The 24,854-nt window shown below is 72.4% G+C and carries 23 protein-coding genes; 16 read left to right on the top strand and 7 right to left on the bottom strand.

Annotated features, from left to right (window positions below; translation table 11 throughout):
- Window positions 1–69 precede the first annotated feature (69 nt).
- Complete coding sequence (locus Aau02nite_RS21480; protein ID WP_212990322.1) at window positions 70–615, top strand: hypothetical protein; 546 nt, start codon at window positions 70–72, stop codon at window positions 613–615.
- A gap of 64 nt (window positions 616–679) precedes the next feature.
- Here the strand turns inward: Aau02nite_RS21480 and Aau02nite_RS21475 are convergent, their stop codons facing one another.
- Complete coding sequence (locus tag Aau02nite_RS21475) at window positions 680–1,147, bottom strand: DUF1707 SHOCT-like domain-containing protein (RefSeq protein ID WP_212990321.1); 468 nt, start codon at window positions 1,145–1,147, stop codon at window positions 680–682.
- A 358-nt stretch (window positions 1,148–1,505) separates the two neighbouring features.
- Here Aau02nite_RS21475 and Aau02nite_RS21470 point away from each other — a divergent pair, with 358 nt between their 5' ends.
- From Aau02nite_RS21470 to Aau02nite_RS21455, 4 genes are all read left to right on the top strand, one after another.
- Window positions 1,506–2,249: an esterase family protein gene (locus Aau02nite_RS21470; protein WP_212990320.1), complete on the top strand. Its 744-nt coding sequence runs from the start codon at window positions 1,506–1,508 to the stop codon at window positions 2,247–2,249.
- A 126-nt stretch (window positions 2,250–2,375) separates the two neighbouring features.
- Entirely contained in the window at window positions 2,376–3,332 is a 957-nt protein-coding gene (locus Aau02nite_RS21465; protein ID WP_212990319.1) for an ABC transporter substrate-binding protein, read from the top strand.
- A gap of 35 nt (window positions 3,333–3,367) precedes the next feature.
- Window positions 3,368–3,760 carry a hypothetical protein gene (locus Aau02nite_RS21460; RefSeq protein ID WP_246595333.1) on the top strand — a complete coding sequence of 131 codons (393 nt, stop codon included), beginning with the start codon at window positions 3,368–3,370 and terminating at the stop codon, window positions 3,758–3,760.
- A 96-nt stretch (window positions 3,761–3,856) separates the two neighbouring features.
- Entirely contained in the window at window positions 3,857–4,231 is a 375-nt protein-coding gene (locus Aau02nite_RS21455; RefSeq protein WP_212990318.1) for a DUF427 domain-containing protein, read from the top strand.
- Here Aau02nite_RS21455 and Aau02nite_RS21450 read toward each other — a convergent pair.
- Window positions 4,228–5,139 (bottom strand): AraC family transcriptional regulator, encoded by a 912-nt coding sequence (locus Aau02nite_RS21450; protein ID WP_212990317.1) that lies wholly within the window; start codon window positions 5,137–5,139, stop codon window positions 4,228–4,230. The genes Aau02nite_RS21455 and Aau02nite_RS21450 overlap by 4 nt on opposite strands.
- An 85-nt stretch (window positions 5,140–5,224) precedes the next feature.
- On the opposite strand from Aau02nite_RS21450, the gene Aau02nite_RS21445 reads away from it, so the two are divergent.
- From Aau02nite_RS21445 to Aau02nite_RS21425, 5 genes are all read left to right on the top strand, one after another.
- Complete coding sequence (locus Aau02nite_RS21445) at window positions 5,225–6,214, top strand: aldo/keto reductase (RefSeq protein WP_212990316.1); 990 nt, start codon at window positions 5,225–5,227, stop codon at window positions 6,212–6,214.
- 22 nt (window positions 6,215–6,236) lie between these two features.
- Window positions 6,237–6,767 carry a GNAT family N-acetyltransferase gene (locus Aau02nite_RS21440; RefSeq protein WP_212990315.1) on the top strand — a complete coding sequence of 177 codons (531 nt, stop codon included), beginning with the start codon at window positions 6,237–6,239 and terminating at the stop codon, window positions 6,765–6,767.
- A gap of 52 nt (window positions 6,768–6,819) precedes the next feature.
- Window positions 6,820–7,200: a MerR family transcriptional regulator gene (locus Aau02nite_RS21435; protein WP_212990314.1), complete on the top strand. Its 381-nt coding sequence runs from the start codon at window positions 6,820–6,822 to the stop codon at window positions 7,198–7,200.
- On the top strand, window positions 7,182–7,526 hold the full coding sequence (locus Aau02nite_RS21430) for a thioredoxin family protein (protein ID WP_281421005.1): 345 nt from the start codon (window positions 7,182–7,184) through the stop codon (window positions 7,524–7,526). Before Aau02nite_RS21435 ends, Aau02nite_RS21430 begins: the two co-directional genes overlap by 19 nt.
- Window positions 7,527–7,617: 91 nt before the next feature.
- Window positions 7,618–9,282: a GGDEF domain-containing protein gene (locus Aau02nite_RS21425; RefSeq protein WP_212990313.1), complete on the top strand. Its 1,665-nt coding sequence runs from the start codon at window positions 7,618–7,620 to the stop codon at window positions 9,280–9,282.
- 6 nt (window positions 9,283–9,288) lie between these two features.
- Here Aau02nite_RS21425 and Aau02nite_RS21420 read toward each other — a convergent pair whose 3' ends face one another.
- On the bottom strand, window positions 9,289–10,020 hold the full coding sequence (locus Aau02nite_RS21420) for an SDR family oxidoreductase (RefSeq protein WP_212990312.1): 732 nt from the start codon (window positions 10,018–10,020) through the stop codon (window positions 9,289–9,291).
- Between the two features lie 103 nt (window positions 10,021–10,123).
- On the opposite strand from Aau02nite_RS21420, the gene Aau02nite_RS21415 reads away from it, so the two are divergent.
- The 4 genes from Aau02nite_RS21415 (at window position 10,124) to Aau02nite_RS21400 (ending at window position 14,585) form a co-directional block, all read left to right on the top strand.
- Window positions 10,124–10,972 carry a LysR family transcriptional regulator gene (locus tag Aau02nite_RS21415; RefSeq protein WP_212990311.1) on the top strand — a complete coding sequence of 283 codons (849 nt, stop codon included), beginning with the start codon at window positions 10,124–10,126 and terminating at the stop codon, window positions 10,970–10,972.
- 42 nt (window positions 10,973–11,014) lie between these two features.
- Window positions 11,015–11,887: a MerR family transcriptional regulator gene (locus Aau02nite_RS21410; protein WP_212990310.1), complete on the top strand. Its 873-nt coding sequence runs from the start codon at window positions 11,015–11,017 to the stop codon at window positions 11,885–11,887.
- 148 nt (window positions 11,888–12,035) lie between these two features.
- Entirely contained in the window at window positions 12,036–13,760 is a 1,725-nt protein-coding gene (locus tag Aau02nite_RS21405; RefSeq protein ID WP_212990309.1) for a peroxidase family protein, read from the top strand.
- Window positions 13,761–13,892: 132 nt separating this feature from the next.
- A complete protein-coding gene (locus tag Aau02nite_RS21400; RefSeq protein ID WP_212990308.1) occupies window positions 13,893–14,585 on the top strand; it encodes a hypothetical protein in 693 nt (230 codons plus the stop codon).
- Between the two features lies 1 nt (window position 14,586).
- Here the strand turns inward: Aau02nite_RS21400 and Aau02nite_RS21395 are convergent, their stop codons facing one another.
- A complete protein-coding gene (locus tag Aau02nite_RS21395) occupies window positions 14,587–14,823 on the bottom strand; it encodes a DUF1905 domain-containing protein (protein WP_246595332.1) in 237 nt (78 codons plus the stop codon).
- 19 nt (window positions 14,824–14,842) lie between these two features.
- Window positions 14,843–16,930: an MMPL family transporter gene (locus tag Aau02nite_RS21390; RefSeq protein WP_212990307.1), complete on the bottom strand. Its 2,088-nt coding sequence runs from the start codon at window positions 16,928–16,930 to the stop codon at window positions 14,843–14,845.
- Window positions 16,931–17,228: 298 nt separating this feature from the next.
- Between Aau02nite_RS21390 and fusA the strand changes: the two genes are divergently transcribed.
- Entirely contained in the window at window positions 17,229–19,208 is a 1,980-nt protein-coding gene (gene fusA / locus Aau02nite_RS21385; RefSeq protein WP_307857930.1) for an elongation factor G, read from the top strand.
- A gap of 80 nt (window positions 19,209–19,288) precedes the next feature.
- Window positions 19,289–20,281, top strand: coding sequence for a helix-turn-helix domain-containing protein (locus tag Aau02nite_RS21380; protein ID WP_212990305.1), 993 nt, complete (start codon window positions 19,289–19,291; stop codon window positions 20,279–20,281).
- Here Aau02nite_RS21380 and Aau02nite_RS21375 read toward each other — a convergent pair.
- Entirely contained in the window at window positions 20,266–23,766 is a 3,501-nt protein-coding gene (locus tag Aau02nite_RS21375; RefSeq protein WP_212990304.1) for a S8 family serine peptidase, read from the bottom strand. The genes Aau02nite_RS21380 and Aau02nite_RS21375 overlap by 16 nt on opposite strands.
- Window positions 23,767–23,875: 109 nt before the next feature.
- Window positions 23,876–24,832 (bottom strand): non-homologous end-joining DNA ligase, encoded by a 957-nt coding sequence (gene ligD / locus Aau02nite_RS21370; RefSeq protein WP_212990303.1) that lies wholly within the window; start codon window positions 24,830–24,832, stop codon window positions 23,876–23,878.
- Between the last annotated feature and the right edge of the window lie 22 nt (window positions 24,833–24,854).

The raw sequence follows: 24,854 nt of genomic DNA, 5'->3' as shown, positions 1-24,854 counted from the left end.
GGGCTGGCTCTGGTCGCGGGGTGTGCTGACGGGGGCCGGGCGCTGGGCATCGGGTGCTAGCTTGCCCGCATGGACGCGGGGCAGCACAACGGCACCGAGCCCGACACGGCCGCCATGCTCTACACCGGCGCGATCGCCGGGGTGGTGCTGCGCGGGGGCACGTGGGTGGCCAGCGCCTTCACTCTCGGGCCGGTGCTGGGGATCGTGGACACCGTCGCCGGCGAATACGTGGCGCGTCGCGAGGCGCTCTTCGTGCAGGCGATCGTGACGCTCGCCGCGGTGCTGGCCGCGGTGCTCGGCGGGCTCGGGCTGCAGACCGACCCCGCCAGCTTCCGATGGCCGGTGCGCCTGCTGTGCGGACTGTTCATTGTCGACGCCATCCTCTACCTGGCGCCGATCGTCGTCGCCGCCGGCTTCGAATCGATCGAGTTCACCACTCTGGCGTGGGCGGTGTTCGGGGTGGCGGTCGTCGGGAATCTCGGCCTGGCCGGACTCTCCCTGCTGATCATCATCCGAACCCGGGCGCCGCGGCGCGAGGCGGACCGGGCGGCGGCGCCACTGATCATCGACTTGAGTGCACCGGCTCCGGACGCGACGCCCAGGTCGGTTTCGTAAGCCGGCTGACCCTGACAAGGGCGGCGGGTCCGGTGGCACCGGCGGCGCGATCTCGCCCAGCGCATCACTCCGGAGATTGTGGGGTGCTGCCCGACGCCCGCTCCCGGCTCGCAGTACGCAGATGCTCGACGTACGCCATCGCCACAGTTGCCGCCACGGGCACGGCGAGCGTCCACCAGATCCCGTAGGCGAAGCCCAGCACGACCGCCACGGGCAGACCCAGCGCCAGCATCAGGCAGCCGGCAAGGAAGATCGGCGGCGGCGTCTCGTCATCCGGCGCAGCGGGCGGAACAGTCGCGGTCGGCAGCACCGGATGAGGCGGTGGGAGATCTGCGAAGAGCAGCAGCAGCTCCGATTGCGTGCGTGCCTGCTTGGCGGACTCCACCCGCCGCTCGTACTCGGCGGGTTCGAGCCGCTTCTCGATCAGGTGCCCTTCCAGCACCTCTTGCGCCGAGTCGCGCTCGGGCGCACCGACCAGCAGATCAGGCGCTGACGCGTCACCGCTCGGATCGCCACCGTCAGGACCTGTCACAGCGACAGCCTAGTGATGCGGCCGCGAGCCTGACGCCCGCATGATCCGAACGCCGGGCACCTCCTTGCGGCGACACCGACCCCCGCCGACAAACTGCACCCGGCCCGGTAGGCCATCCGGCCCAGCAGACAAGCGCCAGCCGTTCGTCAGCCGCGAACAGCATCCTGGCGAAGCAGAATCCTCCGAATCTCCCGCGTCTCCGCACTGCTGTGCCGGTCGAGCAACTGCTCCAACTCCACCCGATCCGCCTCACTCCTGAAGGCGGCAAGCTCAGCACTGAGCCGCCGATGGGCAGGCCCCCGACCCGGGCGGGGTACCCGGGGGTGTGGCCGGACCGCCGGCAGGGAACATCGGCCAGGTGCGCCACTACTCCGTGAAACTCGACTCGCCGACCAGCAGCGCTTCCGGCACGGTCGCCGTCTACGGGCATTTCGGCCGGCCCGTTCTGGTCTTTCCCACCGAGCTGGGGCAGGCGTGGGAGTTCGCGGACAACGGGATGGTCGCCGCGGTCGAGGGGTTGATCGATGCCGGGCGGGTGAAGTTGTACTGCGTTGATTCGTTCGACGCCGCCACCTGGTCCGCCGATTATCTGCCGCTGGAGGAGCGCGCCCGCCGGCATGCCTCCTACGAGTCGTGGATCGTCGACGCTGTCGTGCCGCACGTGCGGGCCGATTCCGGGGAGGAAGCCGAGATAGCCACGGCCGGGTGCTCGATGGGCGCGTTCCACGCCCTGAACTTCGCCCTGAAACGGGCCGACCTTTTTCCGCTCGCCCTGTGCTTCTCCGGCAACTACGAGCCGGCCGCCTGGCGCAGCTGGGGCGAACGCGGTGACGCCGTGTATTTCAACAGCCCGGTGGACTACGTCGCCAATCTGCACGGGGAGCACCTGGAGTGGCTGCGCTCGCGGGTGTCGGCGCTGCTGGTGTGCGGGCAGGGCCAGTGGGAGGACACCACCGGCGCGCTGGGTTCGACCCGGCGGATGGCGCAGTTGCTCGGCGCCCGGGGCCTGCGGCACGAGCTCGACCTGTGGGGTCCCGACGTACCGCATGACTGGCCGTCCTGGCGCGCCCAGCTGGCCCACCATCTGCCCCGGTTCTGCTGACCGGCCGGTCGCCGGCGTATCGCCGGGTCGGTGCCGACCTTTGACCGTTCCGGCCGACCCGCGGGAGGCTACTGCGGGGTACGGTCTCCCGGGCCCACCCACGTCCGCACCCCCGGGAGACTCACCATGCGCCGGATCCTCGCCGCTGTCGCCGTCACGGTGACCCTGTTCGCCGCGGCGGCCTGCAGCTCGGAGACCGAGCAGCCGGACAAGGCCGGCGTCGGCACCAAGGTCAGTGTCGGCGTCATCCCCATCGTCGACGTCGCACCGATCTACCTGGGCAAGCAGAAGGGCTTCTTCAGCAGCCGGGGCATCGATCTGACGCTGGTGCCGGAGCAGGGTGGCGCCCCGATCGTCAAGGGCGTACTGGCGGGCAAGTACCAGTTCGGCTTCAGCAACGTGACCTCACTGATGGCGGCGAAGTCCGACGGCGCCCCGCTCAAGGCGGTGGCCAACGGCGTCGCCTCGACCGGGCGCGCGGGCCGGGACTTCTCGGCGGTCGTCGTGGCCGACGGCAGCCCGATCCGGTCGGCCAAGGACCTCGCCGGCAAGCGGGTCGCGGTCAACACCCTGAAGAACCTGGGCGACACCACCGTGCGGCAGTCGGTACGCCAGGACAAGGGCGATCCGGCCACCATCCAGTTCCAGGCGATGCCGTTCTCGGAGATGCCCGCTGCGTTGCAGAATCAGCAGGTCGACGCGGCGTGGGTGGTCGAGCCGCAGCTGTCCGAGGTGCTGACCCAGGGCGGTCAGGTGGTCGCGTCGAACTACGTCGACACCGCGCCGGACCTGACCGTGGCCATGTACTTCACCGGCACCGCGGTCATCGACAAGGATCCCGAGCTGGTGAAGAACTTCGCCGCGGCGGTCAACGAGTCGCTGCAGTACGCCGCGGGCCACCCCGAGGAGATCCGGGCGACGGTCGGCACGTACACGAAGATCAACGACGTGGTCCGGACCGCGATGATCCTGCCGAGCTGGCCCAACGACATCAACCGGCCCTCGCTGGAGCGGCTGGCCACGCTGGGCCGTACGGACGGCATCTTCACCAAGCCGCCCGTCCTGGACGACCTGCTCCCCTGAGCGGACGCCGGGCCAAGTAAACGCTTCCTGGCCACTTGCTGCGGAAACTGTCGGAAGCGCTTCCCGACGCGGCCCTGACCGCTCTGTTCAGCGGAATCCTCGCCGTCACGACGGCGGGCACCGCCACCGCAGCCACCAGCGTCGTGCGCAACACCGCGGGCGGCGACTTCGTCAACGTCAACTGGTTCTCGTTCGGCGACGGCGCGCCGAGTGACGCCGGCTGGGCGACCAGCTGCAAGCCGGCGTACTGGATCCCGACCCTGTACGAGCGGCTGGACAGCCCGACCCACAAGGCGCACGTGGCGTCGAAGATGGCCTCCTCGATGCCCGGCGACGCGTTCCTCTCCTGGGACAACGCCGCGCTGGGCCACCGGGTGAAGAACTGCGTGGTCCAGCGGGCCAAGTGCAACACCGCCGGCGACTTCTGAGCCGTACGGCCGCAGCGGCAGCACCCGGCGGAATAATCCGGGCCCCGATGACTTGCACCATGGCGAGTCCTTCGACGAAGACGGAAAGGCACCACCATGGCCAAGACTGTGTTGCAGCCCGGACCGAATCACCCCATCACGGTCACGCCGAACCCGGCGCGGATCGTCGTCACCGTGGCCGGCAAGGTCGTCGCCGACACCACCCGGGCGCTGACCCTGCAGGAGTCCACCTACCCTGCCGTGCAGTACCTCCCGATCGAGGACGTCGACCGGTCGCTGCTCGAGCGCACCGAGACCAGCACGCACTGCCCCTACAAGGGCGACGCGAGCTACTACTCCATCCCCGCCGGCGGTCAGCGGTCGACCGACGCGATCTGGGTCTACGAGGACCCGCACGACGCGGTCAAGGAGATCAAGGACCACGTCGCGTTCTACCCGGACCGGGTCGACAGCATCGAGGTCCAGGGCTAGACAGCGGCCGTCACCGCCGGGGCGTGACGCCGCGCTGAGGTCCGCAGCAGCTGGTCACGCAGGCGGACGGCGTCCTGCCCCGGCGGGACGCCGTACGCCCGGCGGTATTCGCGGTTGAACTGGGTCGCGCTGGCATAGCCGACCCGTTCGCCGACGATCGCCGCGGTCGTGTCCCCGGCGACCAGCAGGCGGCGGGCCTCCTGCAGGCGGACCACTTTTTGATACTGCAACGGGCTCATCCCGGTCGCGCGCCGGAAGTGCCGGTGCAGGGTCGCCGTGCTCATGTGGGCCACGGCGGCCACGTCCTCGATCCGCAGCGGGCGCGCGTAGTTCGCCCGGATCCAGCCGGCCGCCCGGCGCACCTGGGTCACGTGCGAGTCGGCCAGCGCGAACTGCCGCAGCACCGGGCCGAGCGGGCCACCGAGCAGGCGGTACAGGATCTCGCCCTCGATCCGGCCGGCCAGCGGCCCGATGTCGTGCGGGGCGTCGAGCAGACGGACCCAGCGGGTCACCGCGTCCACCAGTTCGGGACTCATCGGCGTGCTGACTACCCCGCCCGGGTCCGGCGCCGGCAGGGCGGCCTCCGCGCCCAGCTCGAGCAGGAGATCCGCCAGCACCCGCTCATCGAGCGTGAGCACCACCGAGCGGTACGGCAGCCGTTCGAACGTCGCGGTGACCGGCACCTCCAGCGAGCTGACGAACATGTGCCCCGCCTCGACGAGCGCGCTGTGCTCACCGGCGGTGGCGCGCTTGGCGCCGCTCGCCACGAAGCAGAGCATCGGCGTGTACATCATGTCGACCACGGCGGGTGCCTCGTCGGCCGCCACCAGCGCGAGCCGGGGCACCGCGGATTCGACGAAGAACCGCGGGCAGTGGCCGGCGATCGCGCGGGCGAGCTCGTCCAGCATCGTCGTCCTTCCGGTGAGCGGATCAGGCAAGACTATGCGGTTGCCGGCCCATGCCGGCCGGCCCCGCCCGGCCTAGCGTCGAGGCATGACAAAGCTGGAGATCCGCAGGCTGGGCGGGCAGGGCCTGACGAGCTCGGCCCTCGGCCTGGGCACCATGGGCATGACCATCGCGTACGGCGCCGGAGACGACGAGAGCAGCATCGCGACCATCCGCCGTGCCCACGAGCTCGGCGTCACCCACTTCGACACCGCTGAGCTGTACGGCCAGGGCGCCGGCGAGGAGCTGCTGGGCCGGGCCGTCCGGGGCTTCCGCGACGAGATCGTCATCGCCACCAAGTTCGGTTTCGACCTCACCGACCCGGCCCGCTACGGCGTCGCGCTGGACAGCCGGCCCGCGCACATCCGCGAGGTGACCGAGAACAGCCTGCGCTACCTCGGCACGGACCACATCGACGTGCTCTATCAGCACCGGGTCGACCCGGCCGTGCCGATCGAGGATGTAGCGGGCACCGTCGGCGAGCTGATCCGCGAGGGCAAGGTGCGGTGGTTCGGGCTCAGCGAGGCCGGTCCCGAGGTCATCCGCCGGGCCCACGCGGTCCAGCCCGTGTCGGTGCTGCAGACCGAGTACTCGCTGTTCGAGCGGGCTGTCGAGACGGACGTGCTGCCGGTGCTGCGCGAGCTGGGGATCGGGTTCGTGCCGTACTCGCCGCTGGGGCGGGGCTTCCTGACCGGGGAGGTGCGGCCGGCCGACAGCTACGCCGAGGACGACATGCGGCGCTGGGACGACCGCTGGCAGCCGGGCAACTACGAGGCCAACCTGGCCGCCGTACGGGCGCTCACCGAGCTGGCCACCGCCAAGGGTGTGGGGGTCACCCAGCTCGCGCTGGCCTGGCTGCTCGCCCAGGGCGACGACGTGGTGCCGATCCCGGGCACCCGCAGCCCGCAGCGCCTGGCCGAGAACATCGCCGCCACCGAGGTGACGCTGACCCCGGCCGACCTGGCCCGGGTCGACGAGATCGTGCCGCACGGCGCGGCCGGCTCCCGCTACCCCGCCGCGATGATGCCGTCCTGGTGACCTCGCGGGCAGACTGAGCCGCATGACCTTGACCAGCCGGGTGGCGTCACACGCCGATCTGCCGCAGTTGCGTCCGTTGATCGCCGCCGCGATCGAAGAGCTCCAGCGGGGCTTCCTCGACCCCGCGCAGATCGCCGCCAGCCACGCCATCATGGGCCTCGACACCCAGCTCATCGACGACGGCACGTACTTCGTGGTGCTGGCCGACGGGCAGCTCGCCGGCTGCGGCGGCTGGAGCCGGCGGGCCACCCTCTACGGCGGCGACCACTCCGGCGGGCGGGATTCAGCACTGCTGGATCCCGCCCGGGAGCCGGCCAGGGTCCGGGCGATGTACACCCGTCCCGGCTTCACCCGCCGCGGCGTCGGGCGGCTGATCCTGGACCGGTGTGAGTCGGCCGCCGCCGCCGAGGGGTTCCGCACTCTGGAGCTGATGGGCACCCTCGCCGGCCGCCCGCTGTACGAGGCGGCCGGCTTCACCGTCGTCGAGCACGTGACGGAGACCTCGGGCGGGATCGCTGTACCGCTGGTCCGGATGCGCAGACACTTGCCTTGACGCCGGTGGCAAGGCCTAGCGTCGGTGCGGACCAACGAACGAGGTGAGCCGGATGCTGATCGGGGAGCTGGCCGAACGGGCCGGGACGAGCGCCCGCACGCTGCGCTACTACGAGCAGCACGGGCTGGTCGAGCCGCAGCGCGACGCGAACGGCTACCGCCGCTACGACGAGGCCGAGCTGCGGGTGGTGCACGAGATCCGGGCGTTGCTGGCCGTCGGATTCGGGCTCGACGACATCCGGCCGTTCGTGGCCTGCCTGCGGGCCGGGAACGCCACCGGGCACGTCTGCCCCGACTCCGTCGCGGTGCTGCGCCGCAAGCTCACCGAGGTCGAGACCTATCTGGACCAGCTCGCCGGCGTCCGTGACCGGTTGCGCGGGCAGCTCGCCCAGGCCATCGAGGAACGGGAGAAGCAATGCTTGCGGATGCGCTGACCGAGGTCACCGACGACACCTTCGCCGAGCTGGTGCTGGGCAGCCCGCGGCCGGTGCTGGTGGACTTCTGGGCCGAGTGGTGCCCGCCGTGCGGGCCGGTCGCCCGGACCCTGGCCGAGCTGGCCGGCGACTTCCCCGGCGTGCTCATCGCCCAGCTCAACGCGGACGAGAACCCCGTCACGATGCGGGCCTACCGGGTGCTGTCCATGCCGACGCTGCTGTTCTTCCGCGACGGCACGGTGGTGCACACCATCGTGGGTGCCCGGCCCAGGTCGGTGCTGCGCCAGGCATTGAGCGGGGCTTTCGAGCCGTACGTGAACCGTTAGGGCGCGGGAGATCGCCGTACCGGAACACTCAAGCCGGGTCCCGGCCTGGCGATGAGAACCTCGTGGCAACGGACCCGCGAGGAGGCACGGTATGACCGGCACCAGCCTCGTGGAGCAACGCCCGGCCGGCCCCGCCGTCGTCCAGGTCGCCGTGCTGCTGGAGACGGCCGAGGACTACCGGCTGGCCGGCGACTACCGCAGCGGTTCTGCGGTGGCGCGTCAGGCCGCGGAGCTGGCCGGGGCCTCGGGCGATCCCGCCGGCCAGGCCCGGGGCCTGCGCTCGCTGGCCAACCAGCTGCTGCGCCTCGGCGAGCAGGAGGACGCGGTCACCGCCTGCCGCGAAGCGGTCGCGGTGCTGGAGGCGACCGGTGACGAGGCCGGCATCTGCGAGGTGCTGACCCTGCAGGCGTTGCCGCTCAACGATCTCGGCATGCACGACGAGGCGCTCGACGTGCTCGCCCGGGGCCGCGACATCGCGCAGCGGCTCGGCGACCGTGATCTGCTCTACTGGGTGCACAACCGGACCGGCGTCGTGCACGGCAGCATGGGCGACCGGGAGATGAGCACCGAGTACCTCATGCGCGCGCTCACCATGGCCGACGGCATGGACACCGAGGCGCGATTCTGCATCCTCAACAACGTCGGTGACAACGCCGTCCACGAGGTGAAGCGGTTGCGGGCCGCGGGCGAGCAGGACCGCGCCGAGCAGACGCTGCGCAGCGCCCTCGGCTACGTCGAGGAAGCACTCGGGCTGGCCCGCGCCGCCCGGCACCCGTTCCGCGAGTCGATCTGCCTGGACAATCACGGGATGCTGCTGGCGCTGGCCGGTGATTTCGCCGGGGCCGCCCGGATGATCGAGGACTCGCGGGCGATCGCCGTCATCCACGGCTACCGGTCGCTGGAGTCGGCCGCCCTGCAGCACCAGGCGCACGTGCGGCTGATGCGCGGGGACTGCGCCGCCGCGGTCGAAGGGCTGCTGGAAGCGCTGGACCGGGCCGTCGAGGCCGGCGAGAAGCCCATGGCCATGGAGATCCACCGGGAGCTGTCGGACGCGTACGAGCTGGTCGGCGACCCGGCCGCGGCGCTGGCCCACTACCGCTCGTTCCACGCCCTGGAACGGGAGGCACACAACCACGTCGCCGTGGCCCGTGCTCGGATGGCGGTGCACCACTTCGAGCTCGACAACGCGCGCCTGGAGGCCGACAAAGCCCGTCTCGAGGCCGAGCTGCACCGGGTCCGCAGCGTGGAGCTGGAGGCGGCCAACCTGAGCTGGCAGCGCCAGGCGTCCGAGGACGCGCTGACCGGCCTGCCGAACCGGCGTTTCGCCGAGCTGCGGCTGCCGGAGCTCGCCGCGGCGGCCGGGCCGCTGTGCGTCGCGATCGCCGACGTCGACCTGTTCAAGGGGGTCAACGACCGCTTCGGGCACTTCGTCGGCGACGAGGTGCTCCGGCAGATCGCCGCCCTGCTGCGCGACAACGTCCGCGACAACGACCTGGTCGCCCGGTTCGGCGGCGAGGAGTTCCTGATCGCGCTGGACGGGCTGAGCCTGCCGGACGCGCTGGCGCGCTGCGAGCTGCTCCGGGCCCAGGTGGCCGGCTACCCGTGGGAGGTGCTGCAGCCCGGGCTGTCGGTGACGATCAGCCTGGGTGTCGCGGTGGTGCCGGCCGGCGGTGACCTGCCGGCCGCCCAGGCCCTGGCCGACGAGCGCCTCTACGCCGCCAAGCACCAGGGCCGCAACCGGGTCATCGCGGGCTGAGGCCCGTCACCAGGGCACCACCCCCGCGTCCTCGAAGAACCCGCCGGTCGGGCCGTCGTCGGGCAGCGTCGCCAGCCGGATCGCGGTCGCCGCGCCCTGCTGCGGGGTACGCACCCCGCGGAAGCCGTTGAGGTCGGTGGCCACGAAGCCGGGGCAGGCAGCGTTGATCTTGATGTTGGTGCCGCGCAGCTCCCGGGCGTACTGGACGGTGACGCCGTTCAGGAACGTCTTCGACGGCGAGTACGCGAGGGCCACCGGCCCCGTCGTCAGATCGTCGGCCGGGCCGGACTGCCGGGTGAGGGAACCGACGCTGCTGGACATGTTCACGATCCGCGGCGCGGCCGAACGGCGCAGCAGCGGCAGCATCGCGTTGGTGACCCGGACGACGCCGATCACGTTGGTCTCCACGACCGTGCGGATGATCGCGAGATCCACGCTGCTCGGCTCCTGCGGGCGGCCCCCGGTGATCCCGGCGTTGTTGACCAGGACGTCGAGGCGCCCGGCCCGGCCCTCGATCAGCTCGGCGGCGGCGCTCACGCTCGCATCGTCGGTCACGTCCAGCGGTACGCCGAACGCGTCGACGCCGCCCGCCCGCAGTTTCTCCACCGCCGCCTCGCGGCGCTGGTCGTCGCGGGCGCCCACGCCGATGCTCCAGCCCAGGGCACCCAGGCCGGCCGCGATCTCGTACCCGATTCCCTTGTTCGCGCCGGTGACCAGCGCGATCGTCGTCTCTGTCATGCCAGGAATCCTGGCCGCGGCCCGGACCGCCACCAACACCGTTTGAGAAGGCATCGATACCTCGCGGGTATCGATGCGGAGCCGCCGCCGGTACCGTGCAGGAATGGAGACGCGGGAGCTGCGGTACTTCGTCGCCGTCGCCGAGGAGCTGCACTTCGGCCGGGCCGCCCAGCGACTCGGGATCGCGCAACCGCCGTTGTCGCGGGCGGTCGCCCAGCTCGAGCGCCGGCTCGGCGTGACGCTGCTGGAGCGCACCAGCCGCAGCGTCGTGTTGACCGAGGCCGGGTCGGTGCTGCTGGCCGAGGGGCGGGCCGCCCTCGATGCGGTCGACGCGGCGGACCGCCGTACCCGCCGGGCCGCTCTCTCCGTGACCGGCAGTTCCGGGCTGGTCCTGGTCACGAAGGCCGGGGCGTCCGGCGAACTGCTGGCCAAGCTGCTCGACGCGTACGCGGCCGAACCCGGCGCGGCGACCGTCGACGTGCTGCTGTGCGGCATCGGCGAGCAGGAGCGGATGCTGCGCGACGGGCGGGCGGACGTGGCGCTGCTGCACCTGCCGTTCGACTCCACGGCCGGGCTGGACACCGAGGAACTGTGCACCGAGGGGCAGGTCGTGGTCCTGCCGGCCGGGCATCCCCTCAGCACCCGGTCGCAGGTGACGCTGGCCGAGATCACCGCCCTGCCCGGCCTGCCGGAACCACGCCGGCCCCGCCCTGACGGCACCTTCCCGGACGGGCCCGGCCCGCAGGTCCGCGACAGCGCGCAGCTGTACCAGCTGATCGCACTGGGCCGGGCCTCGGCGGTGTTGCCGGAGTCGAGCCGGGCCCAGCTCAACCCCGGCCTCGTCGTCGTGCCGGTGTCCGACGCGCCGGCCGTGACGACGGTGATCGCCTGGCCGCCGCACAGCCGTTCCCGGGCCCTCGCCGGCCTGGTGCGGACCGCGACCCGCCTCTGAGCCCTTGCATCTCCCACCGGGGGAGGCCGCAGAGTGGGGATCATGGCGATGCTGTCGATCGGTGAGCTGGCCCGGCGGACCGGGCTGACGGTCAAGACCGTCCGGTTCTACGCCGATCGCGGGATCGTGCCGCCGGCCGGCCGCAACGTGGCCGGTCACCGCCGCTACGACGACGCCGCCGTGGCCCGGCTGGAACTGGTCCGCACCCTGCGCGAGCTGGGACTGGACCTGGCCACGATCCGCCGCGTGGTGGACCGCGAGGCCACCCTGGCCGAGGTGGCGGCGGCCCACACCCGGGCTCTCGACATCCAGATCCGCACCCTGCGACTGCGCCGCGCGGTGCTGTCGGCGGCGGCGCGGTACGGCTCCACCCCGCAGGAGGTCCAGCACATGCGCGAACTGGCCGGGCTCGGCGAGCACGAACGCCGGGCCCTGATCGACGACTTCCTCGGGCAGGTCTTCGGGGGCCTGGACGGCTTCGACGGCGTGGCCCGCTCGCTGACCCCGCAGTTGCCCGACGACCCCGGACCGGCCCAGCTCGAGGCGTGGATCGAGCTGGCCGCCCTGGCCCGCGATCCGGCGTTCCGCGGCCTCATGCGGCTGCTGGCCGAGCAGCACGCCGCCGACCGCGACCCGGTGCGCCTGCGCCGCGACCCCGTCGCGCTGGTCCGCGACGAGGCCGCGCCGGCGCTGGCGGCCGGCGTCGACCCGGCCTCGCCGCGGGCCGGGCGGGTGGTCAGCGCGGTGCTGACCCGCTATCCGGTACGCGAACGGCTGGCGGCCCAGCTCGAAGCGGCCCGGGATCCGCGCCGGGAGCGCTATCTGCAACTGCTGTCGACGGTCAACGGCTGGCCCCCGCCGGAGCGCCTCGGCCCGGTGCTCGGCTGGTTCCTCACCGCGCTGCGGCATCGCTGACGGCTACCCGACACCCGCGCCCGGCCGGTATCAACGGCACCGGCCCGGGGCTCTGCATCCAGCGGATGCGGCCGAGGGGGACGTGTCCTCGCCGCCCGTCCCTCCCCGGGCGGGCGGCGACTCACTCGGGCGAAAGGTGTGCGCACTCGTGAAACGTCACATGCGCGAGAACTACTACGTCGTCGGCGAGGGAATCCTGACCACGGACGGCAAGAGCGGGGTGTGTGAACGGCCGTCCACGGAGGCGTCCCTGCGCAAGTTCCGGTTCTCCCGGCTGCTGCCCAAGGGCGGCACCCTCGACCCGGCCGTCCTGGAGAAGGTCGCCACGGCGATGACCGTGGCGCCCCCGGACCCGGCGGTGCAGCCGGAGTCCGCCGACCCGCCGGTCCCGGCCGGCTTCACCTACCTGGGCCAGTTCGTCGACCACGACCTGACCCTGGACAACACGGCCCGGGCACTCGGTGAGCACGTCACCGTCAACGAGCTGCTGCAGGGCCGGTCGCCCGCCCTGGACCTGGACTCGATGTACGGCCGCGGCCCGGGTGACCGCGACGACGACCGCTTCTACGCCCCGGACAAGCTCAAGCTGCGCGTCGGCATCACCGCGGCGATCGGCACCGGCGGCACCAACGTCAACCTCAACGGCTACGACCTGCCGCGGGTCACCCAGGGTTCGACCAAGGCGGAACGGCAGCGCGCCCTGATCCCGGACCTCCGCAACGACGAGAACCTCATCGTGGCCCAGACCCATCTGGCGTTCATCCGCTTCCACAACCGGGTCGTCGACCAGCTCGCCGACCAGGGCGTGCCCAGCGCGATCCTGTTCGAGCGGGCCCGGGAAACCGTCGTGCGGCACTACCAGTGGATGCTGCGCACCGACTTCCTGCCACGGATCGTCGACCGGGAGATCGTGGAGGACGTGTTCACCACCGGTCGCCGGTTCTTCGAGGTGCCCGGGGACGGTCGCACCAACGGCCACCAGCGGTACGCCAAGGCCGGTGACACCCCGACCATGCCGATCGAGTTCTCGGTGGCCGCGTACCGGCTCGGGCACAGCATGGTGCGGGCCGCGTACGACTGGAACCGGATCTTCTCCGGCACCCGGGGCAGCCTGCGGTTGCTGTTCACCTTCAGCGGCACCAGCGGCAACTTCGACCCGGCCAACCCGGACGTCAACGACCAGGAGTCGGGGCTGTTCGAGCGGCTGCCGACCAACTGGGCCGTCGACTGGCGGCGGATGTACGACTTCGCCGCCGAGGCCGGCCGCGCCGACCTGACCGCGCCGGCCGGCGTCAACATCGCGCAGCGCATCGACACGCTGCTGGTGAACCCGCTGGCCGGGATGCCCAAGGGCACGTTCGGCGGCAACGGCACCAGCCCGCCGGAGATCCAGCTGAACCTGGCGTTCCGCAACCTGGTCCGGGCCAACATGGTGGAGCTGGCCAGCGGCCAGCAGGCGGCGGAGTTCCTCGGCGTCGCCCCGCTCACCGCGGAGCAGATCATCGGCGGTACGGACGCCGGCGCGGTGCTCACCACGCTCAGCGACGACGAGCGGGACGCGTTCGCCGCCCGGACGCCGCTGTGGTTCTACATCCTGCGCGAGGCCGAGCTCAACGGCGGGCGGCTCACCGGCGTGGGCGGCCGGATCACGGCGGAGGTGTTCCACCGGGCGATGGAGGGCAGCCGCATCTCGATCGTGCGCGACCCGTCGTGGCACCCGAGCCTGGGCCCGGACGCCGACACGTTCCGGATGGTCGATCTGCTGCTGTTCGCCTTCGAGGGCCGTGCCGAGCTGCTCGCGCCGCTCGGCGACACCGACCCGGCCGCACCGCCGGCCGGCCCCGCGGCGCCGCCGGCCCCGCCGGCGGCCTGAGGCTCGCCGAGGCTGCTCGCGGGCCGGGATCATCGAGGATCCCGGCCCGCGGGCTCGTCACGTCACGTCACCGCCGGGACACCGGCTGCTGGTGACTGCGGGTGACCGCCGTACGTCTGCCATCATGGCCGGATGGTTGTGACCAGAGTCGTCCGCGCCGCCCTGGCCGTGTGTGCCGTCGCCGCTTTCGCCGGCTGCTCGTCGGACGACTCCCCCGACCCCGACGGCACCGTCACCGTCGACACCGTGCGCAACGCTCTGCTCAAGCCGGCCGAGGTGGGCCCGACCTGGAAGGCCCCGGCCGAGTCGGCGGCGCCGAACCAGCTCGTCAGCATCTGCGGCGCCGACACCGCCCCGGCCGGCGTCCCGGGCAAGCCGCAACTGGTCGCGGCCCCGCTCTCCGACGAGGGCACCGAGGGCGTGCAGAGCCTGACCCAGCTGGGCCTGGTCTACGAGGACGCCGTGTCGGCCGCGACCGCGCTCGCCACGCTGCGTACGATCGCCGACGCCTGCCCGCCCAGCGTGTCCCGGCCCGCGAAGTCCGGCGACCGCGAGGAACCGGCGTACACGGAGACCGCCACGACGGCCCCGCTCGAGGAGGGCGGCTGGATCGGCTTCGTGACGACCCGCCAGAAGCAGTACGACAAGGCGCACCCCGCCACCGCCGACGTGGCCGTGGCCGCCCTGGCCCGGGGCAACGTGGTGCTCGTCGACCAGTACGCGATCTACCGCCTGGGCAAGTCGGACGCCAGCGCCAACCCGCAGTTCTCGGCCGACTGGCAGAAGCTGGTCGGCACGACCGTCAAACGCCTCAGCGGCCAGTAGGTCAGGGGGCGCGGCCCTCGAGCATCATCGCCACCGACCGGGCCACCCGCCGGGCCCGGCTGACGCCCAGCCAATAGCTGCCGCTCATCTTCGCGATCGAACTGCGCCATTCGAAACCGTTGACGGTCACGACGACCTTGGGCCGGCCACCGCCGTCCAACGCGGCCACCACCTCGTCGCCGACGGGGAACCCGGCGGTGTTCCCGCCCGTCGCCGTCAGCTCGGCACGAAACCTCATGAGCCGGCAATCTACCCGCTCAGGGCACGGGTTCGAGGTCACGTTCGGGCTCGGTCGGGGCCGGCTCGTCGCGGACCCGGGTCAGCCGCCCGGGCCACCACATCCACCGTCCCAGGTCCAGGTTGAGCGCGGTCACCAGCACCGAGCGCACGATCAGGGTGTCCAGCAGCACGCCGAACGCGACCGCGAAACCGATCTCGGCGAACGCCACCAGCGGCAGGCTGCCGAGGGCGGCGAAGGTGCCCGCGAGCACGATGCCGGCCGAGGTGATCACCCCGCCGGTGGCGGCCAGGCCGATCAGCGCACCACGGCGGGTGCCGTGCGGGTGGGCCTCCTCGCGGACCCGGGTCATCAGGAAGATGTTGTAGTCGATGCCCAGGGCGACCAGGAAGACGAACACGTACAGCGGGAACGACGTGTCCTCGCCGGCGAAGCCGAACACGTGCCGGAAGACCAGCGCGCTGACGCCCAGCGCGGCGCCGAAGGACAGCACGACCGTGGCGATCAGCACCAGCGGGGCGACGATCGCGCGCAGCAGCACGCTCAGAATCACCAGCACCACGAGTAGGACCAGCGGGATGATCAGCCGGTTGTCGTGCTCGTTGGCCTCGTTGATGTCCAGCGTCATCGCGGTCATGCCGCCCACCCGGGCGTCGCCGACCGGATGCACGGCGGCGCGGAGCCGCTTGATGGTGGCCATCGCGGCGTCGCTGTCCGGCGGGTCGGCCAGCAGGCCCTCGATCAGTGCCAGATCGTCCCGGACCACGGGCTCACCGGCGGAACTGATGCCCGGCGTACCGGCGACCGCCGACCGGATCTGCGCGGCCGAGGACGCCTGGCCGATCACCACGACCGGCTGGCCCTGGCCGGCCGGGAAGTGCCGGGCCAGCGCCTCCTCGCCGGAGACCGACGACGGCTTGTCGACGAACTGGTCGGCCTGGCTCAGGCCGTTGGCCTCGAGCTGCAGCAGGCCCAGCGACATCGCGCCGAGCACTGCCGCGGTGACGATCCAGACCAGCCGCGGCCGGCGGGCGATCCGCGCGCCGAGCCGGGCGTAGATGCCGGTGGCGGTCGGCTCGGCCGTGCCCAGCGCCGGGCGGACCGGCCAGAACAGCCAGCGGCCGAAGATGACCAGCAGCGCGGGCAGCAGGGTGATCATGGCGAGCAGCCCGACCACGATGCCGAGGGCGGAGACCGGGCCCAGACCGCTGGTCGAGTTCACCTCGGCGAGCGTCAGGCAGGACATGCCCACGGCCACGGTGGCGGCGCTGGCGATGATGGCGGGACCGGCGCGGTGCAGCGCGAGCGCCATCGCCTCGTGCCGGTCGTCGTGCCGGCGCAGTTCCTCGCGGTAACGGGCGACGAGCAGCAGGGCGTAGTCGGTGCCCGCACCGAAGACGAGCACGGTCAGGATGCCCGCGCTCTGCGCGTTCACCACCAGCCCGGCGTTCTTGGCCAGCAGGTAGATGACCGCCTGCGAGGTGGTCAGCGCGACCCCGGCGGAGATGATGGGCAACAGCCAGAGCACCGGACTGCGGTACGTGATGAGCAGGATGATCGCCACGATGGTCAGCGTCGTGTAGAGCAGCGTGCCGTCGATCCCCTCGAACGCCTCGGCGCTGTCCGCGGCGGTGGCGGCCGGCCCGGCGTACTGGATGCTGAGCCCGCCGCTCCCGGCACCCGTGGTGGCCCGCAGCTCGTCGACCGTGTCGACGATCTTGTCCCAGCCGTCCGCATCCACCTTGATCGGCACGATGGTCTGCAGCGCCTGACCGTCCTCGGCCGGAACCGGGCCGGCGATGTCACCGGTGACCCCGGCGACCCGGCCCATCGCGGCGGCGTCCTGAGTGGCCCTGGCGGTGTCCGCCGGGGTGATGCCGCCCGCCCGCTCGTAGACGATGACCGCGGGCGCGATGTCGTCGGCCCGGAAGCGGGCCTGCAGCTCGGAAACCTTGGTGGCCTCGGCGTCACCGGGCAACCAGGCGGCGTTGTCGTTCTTCTGGACGTCGGTCAGCTTGCCCGCCATCGGCGCCGCGATCATGAGCACCACGACCCACAGGCCGAGCACCACCCACTTGCTCCAGCGTCCACATACCAGCCCGGCCATCTCGGAACCCCCCGTGTCGTCCGATCCGCCGGAGCGTAGGCCCGCCCGATGACCGCACCAAGCAGAAGAACGACAGCTCAGGGTTTTCTCGGGGTCGAAATCGGATGATCGGCCGGTGGATATATCGGTTTCCCGGACCCGGCCGCACCCCTAACCTGATCGAGACACCGCGACCCGAGGGGAGACTGCCGTGCGCTACCGCACCGTCGTCGTCGTTCCCTCGTCGCTCTTCGAGCTGATCCTCGTCTCCGGCCTGCCCAGCCCCGGCTGCGCCGCCGGTGCTGGACGTTCCTGACCGCTGTCGTTCCTCGCGGTCGGGCGGGCGCCGTCCGCACGAAGGATCGATCGAAGGACCATCGCCATGCGCGTCCGCAATCTCGGCATCCTGGCTCACGTCGATGCCGGCAAGACCACCCTGACCGAACGGATCCTGTACGTCACCGGAGCCACCTACAAACGGGGCGAGGTGCACACCGGGACGACCGTCACCGACTTCGACCCGCAGGAGCGTGACCGTGGCATCACCATCTTCGCCGCCGCCGTCAGCTGTGACTGGGCCGGCCACCGGCTCAACCTGATCGACACCCCCGGGCACGTCGACTTCAGCGACGAGGTCGAGCGCTCCCTGCGGGTGCTCGACGGTGCCGTCGCGGTGTTCGACGCCGTGGCCGGTGTGGAGCCGCAGAGCGAGTCGGTGTGGCGCCAGGCCGACCGGTACGGCGTACCGCGCCTCGCGTTCGTCAACAAGCTGGACCGTCCCGGCGCGGATCTGGACACGGCCGTGGCCTCGATCCGGGACCGGCTGGGGGTGACCCCGCTGGTGGTGCAGGTGCCGATCGGGCGTGAGGCCGGCTTCACCGGTGTCGTCGACCTGGTCGGGATGCGCGCGCTCACCTGGACCGACGGGGTGCTGACCGAGCGACCGGCGACGGATCCGGCGACACGGGCAGCCCGGCAGCGGCTGGAGGAGGCCGTCGCCGAGCTGCACCCGGACGTGCTGGAGGAGCTGGGGGCCGTGTCGCAGGACACGCTGCGCCGGGCGCTGCGGGAGCTGACGCTCTCCGGGGCCGGGGTGGTCGTGCTGTGCGGTGCGGCGTACCGGGACCGGGGTGTCGAACCGCTGCTGGACGCGGTGGTGGACTACCTGCCGGCACCGGCCGGCGACGCGACCGGTTCCCTGGCGGCGCTGGTGTTCAAGGTGCACACCGCGGCGACCGGGCGGCTCACCTACCTGCGGATCTACGAGGGCACGCTGAGCAAGGGGGACGTCGTGTGGGACGCGGGTGCGGGCCGGGCCGAACGGGTCGCCCGGATCCTGCGCGTCCAGGCCGACCGGCACACCGAGGTGGACCGGGCGGTGGCCGGTGACATCGTCGCGGTGGTCGGCGTCAAGGCGGCGCGGACCGGGACGACGCTGTCCAGCCGGGCAGCTCCGGTGCTGCTCGAAGCGCCGGTCACCGCCGAACCGGTGGTGTCCGTGGCGGTCGAGGCGAAGCGGTCCGCCGACACGCAGCGGCTGGCGGTGGCGCTGGCCGGCCTGATCGAGGAGGACCCGTCGCTGGCGCTGCGGACCGATCCGGAGACCGGGCAGACCGTGCTGTCCGGTCTGGGCGAGCTGCATCTGGAGGTGGCTGTGGAGAAGCTGCGGCTGGTCAACGGCCTGGCCGTGACCGTGGGACGGCCGCAGGTGGCCTACCGGGAGACCGTCGGGCGCGGGGTGTCCGGGCTGCTCTACCGGCACGTCAAGCAGGACGGCGGCGCGGGGCAGTTCGCCCACGTCGTGCTGGACCTGGCACCGCTGGCGGGTGACGGCTTCGAGTTCCGGTCCACGGTCACCGGTGGGCGGGTGCCGCGCGAGTACGTGCGCGCGGTCGAGGCCGGCTGCCGGGACGCGCTGGCGTCGGGTCCGCTGGGCGGGCACCGCGTCGTCGGGGTACGGGTCACCCTCACCGACGGCGCGACCCACCCGAAGGACTCCTCGGAGCAGGCCTTCCGTACGGCGGGCCGGCTGGGTCTGCGGGAGGCGCTGCGGGCGGCGACGATGACGCTGCTCGAACCGGTCGCGGAGGTCACGGTATCCGCGCCGGAGGAGACGCTGGGCGCGGTGCTCGGTGACCTCGCCGCCCGGCGCGGCCAGGTGACCGGCACGACCGGTCAAGCGGTGACGGCCGTGGTGCCGCTGGCCGAGTTGTTCGGCTATGTGACGCAGTTGCGTAGCCGCACCCGTGGGCGCGGCACCTGCACGACCCGTCCGGCGGGCTTCCAGCCGGCGACGTGAACGCCGAGGGACGGGCCCGGCACCACCGGGCCCGTCTCGCGCCGGCCGTCGCGGCGGCGGACCGCTCGTAGAGTGGCCGCATGCATCCCGACCCCGAGCTGCTCACCACCGCTGAGCAGCAGGCCTACCGGTTGCTGGTGCGGCTGGCCGGCGCCGGCCCGGACGAGCTGGCCCGGCTCGCCGGCACGTCCGCGGGGCAGGCCGCCGACGTGCTGGAGTCGTTGCGCGCCAAGGGCCTGGTCACCCCCGGCCCGACCTTCCACGCGCTGCCACCGGACGTTGCGCTGGGTGACACTCTGCTGCGCCAGCAACAGTCGCTGGAGTCGGCCCGGCAGGTCGTCGCCGCGCTCAGTGAGGACTACCGCAGCAGCACCCGGCGGCGCAGCGCCGAGCACCTGGTCGAGATCGTCGTCGGGGCGCAGGCCCTGCGGCGGCGGCTGCGCGAGATGCAGGACACCGCCCGGGAGGAGATCCTCTGGTTCTGCCGGGCCAACCCGATCGCCATGCCGGGCCCCGAGAACGCCGAAGAGGGTTCGGCCCTGGCCCGGGGCGTGAAGTACCGCGCCATCTACGAACGGGAGCTGCTGGAGAAGCCCGGCGAGCTGGCCAGCATCGTCGAGTCGATCGGCGCGGGCGAGGAGTCGCGGACGTTGCCGGCGCTGCCCGTACGGCTGGCGATCGCCGACCGCGCCCTGGCCATCTGCCCGCTGGTGCCGGACGAGTCACGCGGGGTCGGCGAGCCCACCGCCGCGCTGATCCGCTCCAGTGAGCTGCTCGACGCCCTGGTGGCGCTCTTCGAGAGCTACTGGGAGCGGGCCACCCCGGTACTGGCCGACACCCCGCGCGGGGACCTGCCGGCGCCCGAGGCGCTGCTGCTGTCGCTGTTCGTCTCCGGGATGCCGGACAAGTCGATCGCCACCCATCTCGGCATCAGCAAGCGCACCGTGCAACGCCGGCTGGACCGGCTGATGGCGCTGGCCGGGGTGGACACCCGGACCGGCCTGGCCTTCCAGGCGGCCCGCCGGGGCTGGCTCGCAGCCCCGGCGGACCCGGCCGGTCAGCCGCGCGGGTAGGCGCGCACCACCGTCTGCGTCACGGTGTTGCCGGCCTTGTCCTTCGCGGTGACCCGCAGCGAGACGGGCGTCCGGCCGCCCGGGATCAGGGCCGTGTCGCCCACGGTCACGACCCGCTGGAAGGTGGCGCCGTCGTCGGCCGACACCTCCACCTTCAGACCGGTCACCCTGGCCGGGAAGTTCAGCTTCAGCAGGTGGGCCCGGCTGGTGCGGGGCGCGTCGTAGCCGACGTGCAGCAGCGGCAGGGTGCCGTCGGCCCCGGAACGGAACGTCCACTCGGTCTCGGTGCGCGTGCCGTACAGCCAGTCCTCGCCGCCGCGCTGCGTGATGAGGCGCAGCTTGTACGCCGCCGTTCCCTTGGTCGTGGCCACGTTCTGCCAGGCGTTCGGCAGCTCGGCCAGCAGCTTGCCGTCGCGCCAGAGGGTCGCCGCGACCGGGTCGGGCGCGCCGGTCTCGTAGTGGCCGTCGCTGTCCACGAACTCCGCGACGCGCAGTTTCAGCACGTCACCGTCGCGGGTCGACGCGATGCCGGCCGGTGCCGCGGGCCGGACGACCGGGGCCGCCCAGCTCTGCGACTCCCTGCCCCTGCTGTAGCTCCGCGGCGGCTCGATGAAGCCATTCTGCAACGGCCCGAAGCTGCTCCACGGGTAGAGACTGTGCACCCGGTGCTGCCACACCGAGTCGCCGGCCGACACCCACTCCTCGCGGGCCGACGGCGTCTGCACCGCCCGGGAGGTGTCGTTCCACGAGTACGTCTGCCAGGGGCGCCATCCGAACCGCTGCTCCTTCACCCAGTCGAAACCGCCGTTGTCGGCGTAGGTCGTGCTGATCCGCCGGCTGTTGGCGGCGGTCACCCGGTGCACGACCCGCTCCGGGATGCGGTCCTTCGACACCTGGAACACGTCGTAGAGGTACGGGCTCGACCGGGTCAGGGTCAGGCCGATCGTCGCGCCCGGCCGGGCGGCCCGGGCGAGCAGCCGCTGGCCGTCGTCGTAGGCCACGGCCAGCGAGGTCACCGGCAGCTGCTCGGCGTCCGGTGCGTGCACCGTCCACGCGGACCGGTCCGCGGGCCGGACCAGCAGGGCCGCGGCCGCGCCGGCTCGCGCCGCCGCGGCGATCTGGTCCAGCTCGTCCTCGTCGGTCGCCGGGATCAGGACCGCTTTCCCGCGTACGGAGCCCGCGCCCCACGTCGTCAGCGGGAACCGCCTGGTGCCGGAGTACGCCGGCGAGTTGCCGAACAGGTTGACGTCGAGCGGACCCCCGACCCCGGGCACCTCGGTCCGCACCATCGGCGCCACGAGCTGCCAGCGCGACGAGAACTCGAAACTGCCCCGGGCCACCTTCCTCGTCGGCACGACGTTGACCTGCTCGACGTTGCTGAAGTGCATGACGCCGTGGGCGATGCCGCGGCCCGTACCGGTGACCCGGTGCACGTAGTAGCTGAGCACCGCCTGCTGCTCGGACGGCTGCGGTGTCTCGATCCGGATCGGCGTGCCCTTGCGGGCGTCGATCAGCACCTCGATGTCCCGGTCGACCCGCAGCTCCGGGATGCTCACGTAGGTCGCCTGCTCGTCCAGCGGCGCACCGTCCTCCAGCAGCGCGTCGAGCAGGTACGTCCCCTCCTGCACCTCCCACGTCCGGCCGTCGGTGCCGAACCAGCCGAGGACGTCGAAGCGGCTGTCGTCGCCGTGGATGGTCAGCGCGGGCACCGCTGCCGGCGTACCGCTGCGGTCGACGGCCTTGACCGTGACGGTGTGCCGCGGGCCGTCCAGGGTCGCGCCGATCGCGGTGGTGACCACGGTGCCGGTGGCGGTGGCCTTGAGCCAGCCGCTGAACCGGCCCTGGTCCTGCTGCGCGAAGTCGACACTGAGCAAGACGGCCGCGGAACGGGCGGCCGGCACGGTGACGCTGGGCTTGTCCGTGGTGAAGCCGGCCGGTGCGGACAGGGCCAGGGTCACCGGCGTGCTGCCGGCGTTCGTGTAGGTCACCGTCTTCGTGGCGATGCTCGGCGTCTCGCCGACGGCGTGCAGGCCGAAGTCCGCAACGGCGGTGCCGGTGACCCGCTGGGTGGTGGCCCGGACGAGGTCGACGCGGCCGGCGCCCTGGGCGTACACGGACTGGCCGGCGGCGGTCTTCGCGGTGCTGACCAGCGTTTCCTTGATCCTGGCGCCGGTCCAGTCCGGGTGCTGCTGGGCCAGCAGCGCCGCCGAGCCGGCGATGTGCGGCGTCGCCATCGACGTGCCGGAGGCCGCGGTGTAGTACTCGTCGACCGGGTCGCCCATCGTGGTGCCGGCCGCGCGGGCCGCCACGATGGCGACGCCCGGCGCGGTGATCTCCGGCTTCAGACCGAGGTCGCCGAGGCGCGGGCCGCGGCTGGAGAAGTCGGCGAGCTGATCGGCCCGGCCGACCGCGCCGACCGTGAGCGCGCTGGGGGCGGCGCCGGGCGTGCCGACAGTGGAGTCCGCGCCCTCGTTGCCCGCCGCGATGACGAACAGCGCGCCGCTGGCCGCGCTGATCTCGTCGACCGCGACGCTCATCGGGTCGGTGCCGTCGGTGGCCGAGCCGCCCAGGCTCATGGTGACCACCTTGGCCCCCTGCGCCACGGCCCACTGCATGCCCTGGATGATCTCCGACTCGTAGCCGGAGCCGCTGTCGTCCAGCACCTTGCCGATCAGCAGCTGGGCGCCGTACGCGACGCCCTTGCGGCTGCCGCCGGAGGCCGCGCCGCTGCCGGCGACCGTCGCCGCGACGTGGGTGCCGTGACCGAAGCGGTCGACGGTGTCCTCGCTCGCGCTGAAGTTGCGCGCCTCGGTGATCCGGCCCGCGAGGTCGGGGTGGCCGGCGTCGACGCCGGTGTCGAGCACGGCGACCTTGACGCCGCGGCCGTCGAGCCCGGCCTGCCAGGCGGTGGGGGCGCCGATCTGGGCCGTGCTGCGGTCGAGCACCGGCTTGACCTTGCCGTCCAGCCAGATGCGCGTGTCACCCGCGGTCCGGGCGGCCGCGGTCCGGGCCTTCCAGAAGGCGGCCAGAGTGTCCTTGGCCGGCTTGATCGCGGTCGCGTCGATGCTGGTCAGGGCGCGCGCGTCGGCGGTACGGAAGGCAGCGCCGCCGCCCTGGATGATCAGCGGCAGGGTGGCCGAGGCCGCGTCGCCGTAGCCCTGGGCCACCAGGTGCTCGACGTCGAACAGCTCGGCGTCGAGGCGGCCCGCGTCGACCAGCGGGATGGCGTCGGCCGGCAGCACCCGCAGGCCGCCGTCGGTCTCGAAGGTGTGGAACGTGACGCCCTCGCGGCCGGGGGCGGGACGGACCGTGGCCGCGTACCGCTGGCCGGCCCGGGTGAGTGCGACCGTGTCGCCGGTGATCAGGGTGATGGTCGCGGCGCCGGGCTCGGCCCGGGCCGGTGCCGGTGCGGCCGGGGCGGCCGCCGCGGGGCCGGGTATCGCCGTGGCTCCGATCAGGACGCCGACGAGCAGACGACTCAGCATGGGGACTCCTTCGCAGCGTGGTTCGCTGCACGCATCATGGAGTCCGGATATTCACCGTCGTGTTACGTGTGGCTGCCGCAGAGCGGACATGGCGTGATGTGGACAGCCGTCACTCGGGGTCGGCCGGCCCGGCCAGACCGGCCTTCTCGTCCCGCTCGGCCCACTCCAGCAGCGTGGTGAGGTCGAAGGCGGTGTCGTCGATGCTCGCGTGCAGGTCACCCAGCTCGGCGAAGCGCGCCGGCACGGTCTGCAGGGTGAACTCGTCGGGCTCGACGGCGTCGATCTCGTCCCAGCGGATCGGCGTGGAGACCGTCCCCCGCTGATTGCCCCGCACCGAGTACGCGCTGGCGATGGTGTGGTCGCGGGCGTTCTGGTTGTAGTCCACGAACAGCTTCTCGGGGTCGCGGTCCTTGCGCCACCAGGTGGTGGTCACCTCCGGCGAGCGGCGCTCGACCTCCCGGGCGAAGGCCAGCGCCGCCCGGCGTACGTCGGCGAAGCCGTGCTCGGGGGCGATGCGGACGTAGATGTGCAGGCCCCGGCCGCCGGAGGTCTTGGGATAGCCGGTGATGCCCAGCTCGTCCAGGACCTCGTGGGCCACGTGCGCGACCCGGCGCACGGTGCCGAACCCGCAGTCAGGCATCGGATCCAGGTCGATGCGCCACTCGTCGGGCTTCTCGGTGTCGGCACGCCGGGAATTCCACGGGTGGAACTCGACGGTCGACATCTGCACGGCCCAGATCACCTCGCCGAGCTGGGTCACACACAACTCGTCGGCGTGCCGCTTGTAACGGGGGAACTCCACCCGGACCGTCTGCAGCCAGGGCGGGGCGCCGTGCGGCACCCGCTTCTGGTGCACCTTCTCCCCCGCCAGGCCGTCGGGGAAGCGGTGCAGCATGCAGGGCCGCTCGCGCAGCGCCCGGACGATGCCGTCGCCGACGCTCAGGTAGTAGTTGACCAGGTCGAGCTTGGTCAGCCCCAGCTCCGGGAAGTACACCCGGTCCGGGTTCGAGACACGGACGGTGTGCTCCCCGGTGTCGACCTCGACCGCGGGTGACTTGGTGGCCATAGGGCCAACCTAGCCGCTCGAG

It is taken from the genome of Actinoplanes auranticolor (genome assembly GCF_018332655.1).
GTDB lineage: Bacteria > Actinomycetota > Actinomycetes > Mycobacteriales > Micromonosporaceae > Actinoplanes > Actinoplanes auranticolor.
The sequence above is the reverse complement of the archived record's forward strand: the minus strand, read 5'-3'. Positions and strand labels throughout refer to the sequence as shown.

Coding starts and splice junctions, on each gene's coding strand:
- Aau02nite_RS21480 (WP_212990322.1), top strand. CDS start 70: ATGGACGCGGGGCAGCACAACGGCACCGAGCCCGACACGGCCGCCATG.
- Aau02nite_RS21465 (WP_212990319.1), top strand. CDS start 2,376: ATGCGCCGGATCCTCGCCGCTGTCGCCGTCACGGTGACCCTGTTCGCC.
- Aau02nite_RS21455 (WP_212990318.1), top strand. CDS start 3,857: ATGGCCAAGACTGTGTTGCAGCCCGGACCGAATCACCCCATCACGGTC.
- Aau02nite_RS21450 (WP_212990317.1), bottom strand. CDS start 5,139: ATGCTGGACGAGCTCGCCCGCGCGATCGCCGGCCACTGCCCGCGGTTC.
- Aau02nite_RS21445 (WP_212990316.1), top strand. CDS start 5,225: ATGACAAAGCTGGAGATCCGCAGGCTGGGCGGGCAGGGCCTGACGAGC.
- Aau02nite_RS21440 (WP_212990315.1), top strand. CDS start 6,237: ATGACCTTGACCAGCCGGGTGGCGTCACACGCCGATCTGCCGCAGTTG.
- Aau02nite_RS21435 (WP_212990314.1), top strand. CDS start 6,820: ATGCTGATCGGGGAGCTGGCCGAACGGGCCGGGACGAGCGCCCGCACG.
- Aau02nite_RS21430 (WP_281421005.1), top strand. CDS start 7,182: ATGCTTGCGGATGCGCTGACCGAGGTCACCGACGACACCTTCGCCGAG.
- Aau02nite_RS21425 (WP_212990313.1), top strand. CDS start 7,618: ATGACCGGCACCAGCCTCGTGGAGCAACGCCCGGCCGGCCCCGCCGTC.
- Aau02nite_RS21420 (WP_212990312.1), bottom strand. CDS start 10,020: ATGACAGAGACGACGATCGCGCTGGTCACCGGCGCGAACAAGGGAATC.
- Aau02nite_RS21415 (WP_212990311.1), top strand. CDS start 10,124: ATGGAGACGCGGGAGCTGCGGTACTTCGTCGCCGTCGCCGAGGAGCTG.
- Aau02nite_RS21410 (WP_212990310.1), top strand. CDS start 11,015: ATGGCGATGCTGTCGATCGGTGAGCTGGCCCGGCGGACCGGGCTGACG.
- Aau02nite_RS21400 (WP_212990308.1), top strand. CDS start 13,893: ATGGTTGTGACCAGAGTCGTCCGCGCCGCCCTGGCCGTGTGTGCCGTC.
- Aau02nite_RS21395 (WP_246595332.1), bottom strand. CDS start 14,823: ATGAGGTTTCGTGCCGAGCTGACGGCGACGGGCGGGAACACCGCCGGG.
- Aau02nite_RS21390 (WP_212990307.1), bottom strand. CDS start 16,930: ATGGCCGGGCTGGTATGTGGACGCTGGAGCAAGTGGGTGGTGCTCGGC.
- Aau02nite_RS21380 (WP_212990305.1), top strand. CDS start 19,289: ATGCATCCCGACCCCGAGCTGCTCACCACCGCTGAGCAGCAGGCCTAC.
- Aau02nite_RS21375 (WP_212990304.1), bottom strand. CDS start 23,766: ATGCTGAGTCGTCTGCTCGTCGGCGTCCTGATCGGAGCCACGGCGATA.
- ligD (WP_212990303.1), bottom strand. CDS start 24,832: ATGGCCACCAAGTCACCCGCGGTCGAGGTCGACACCGGGGAGCACACC.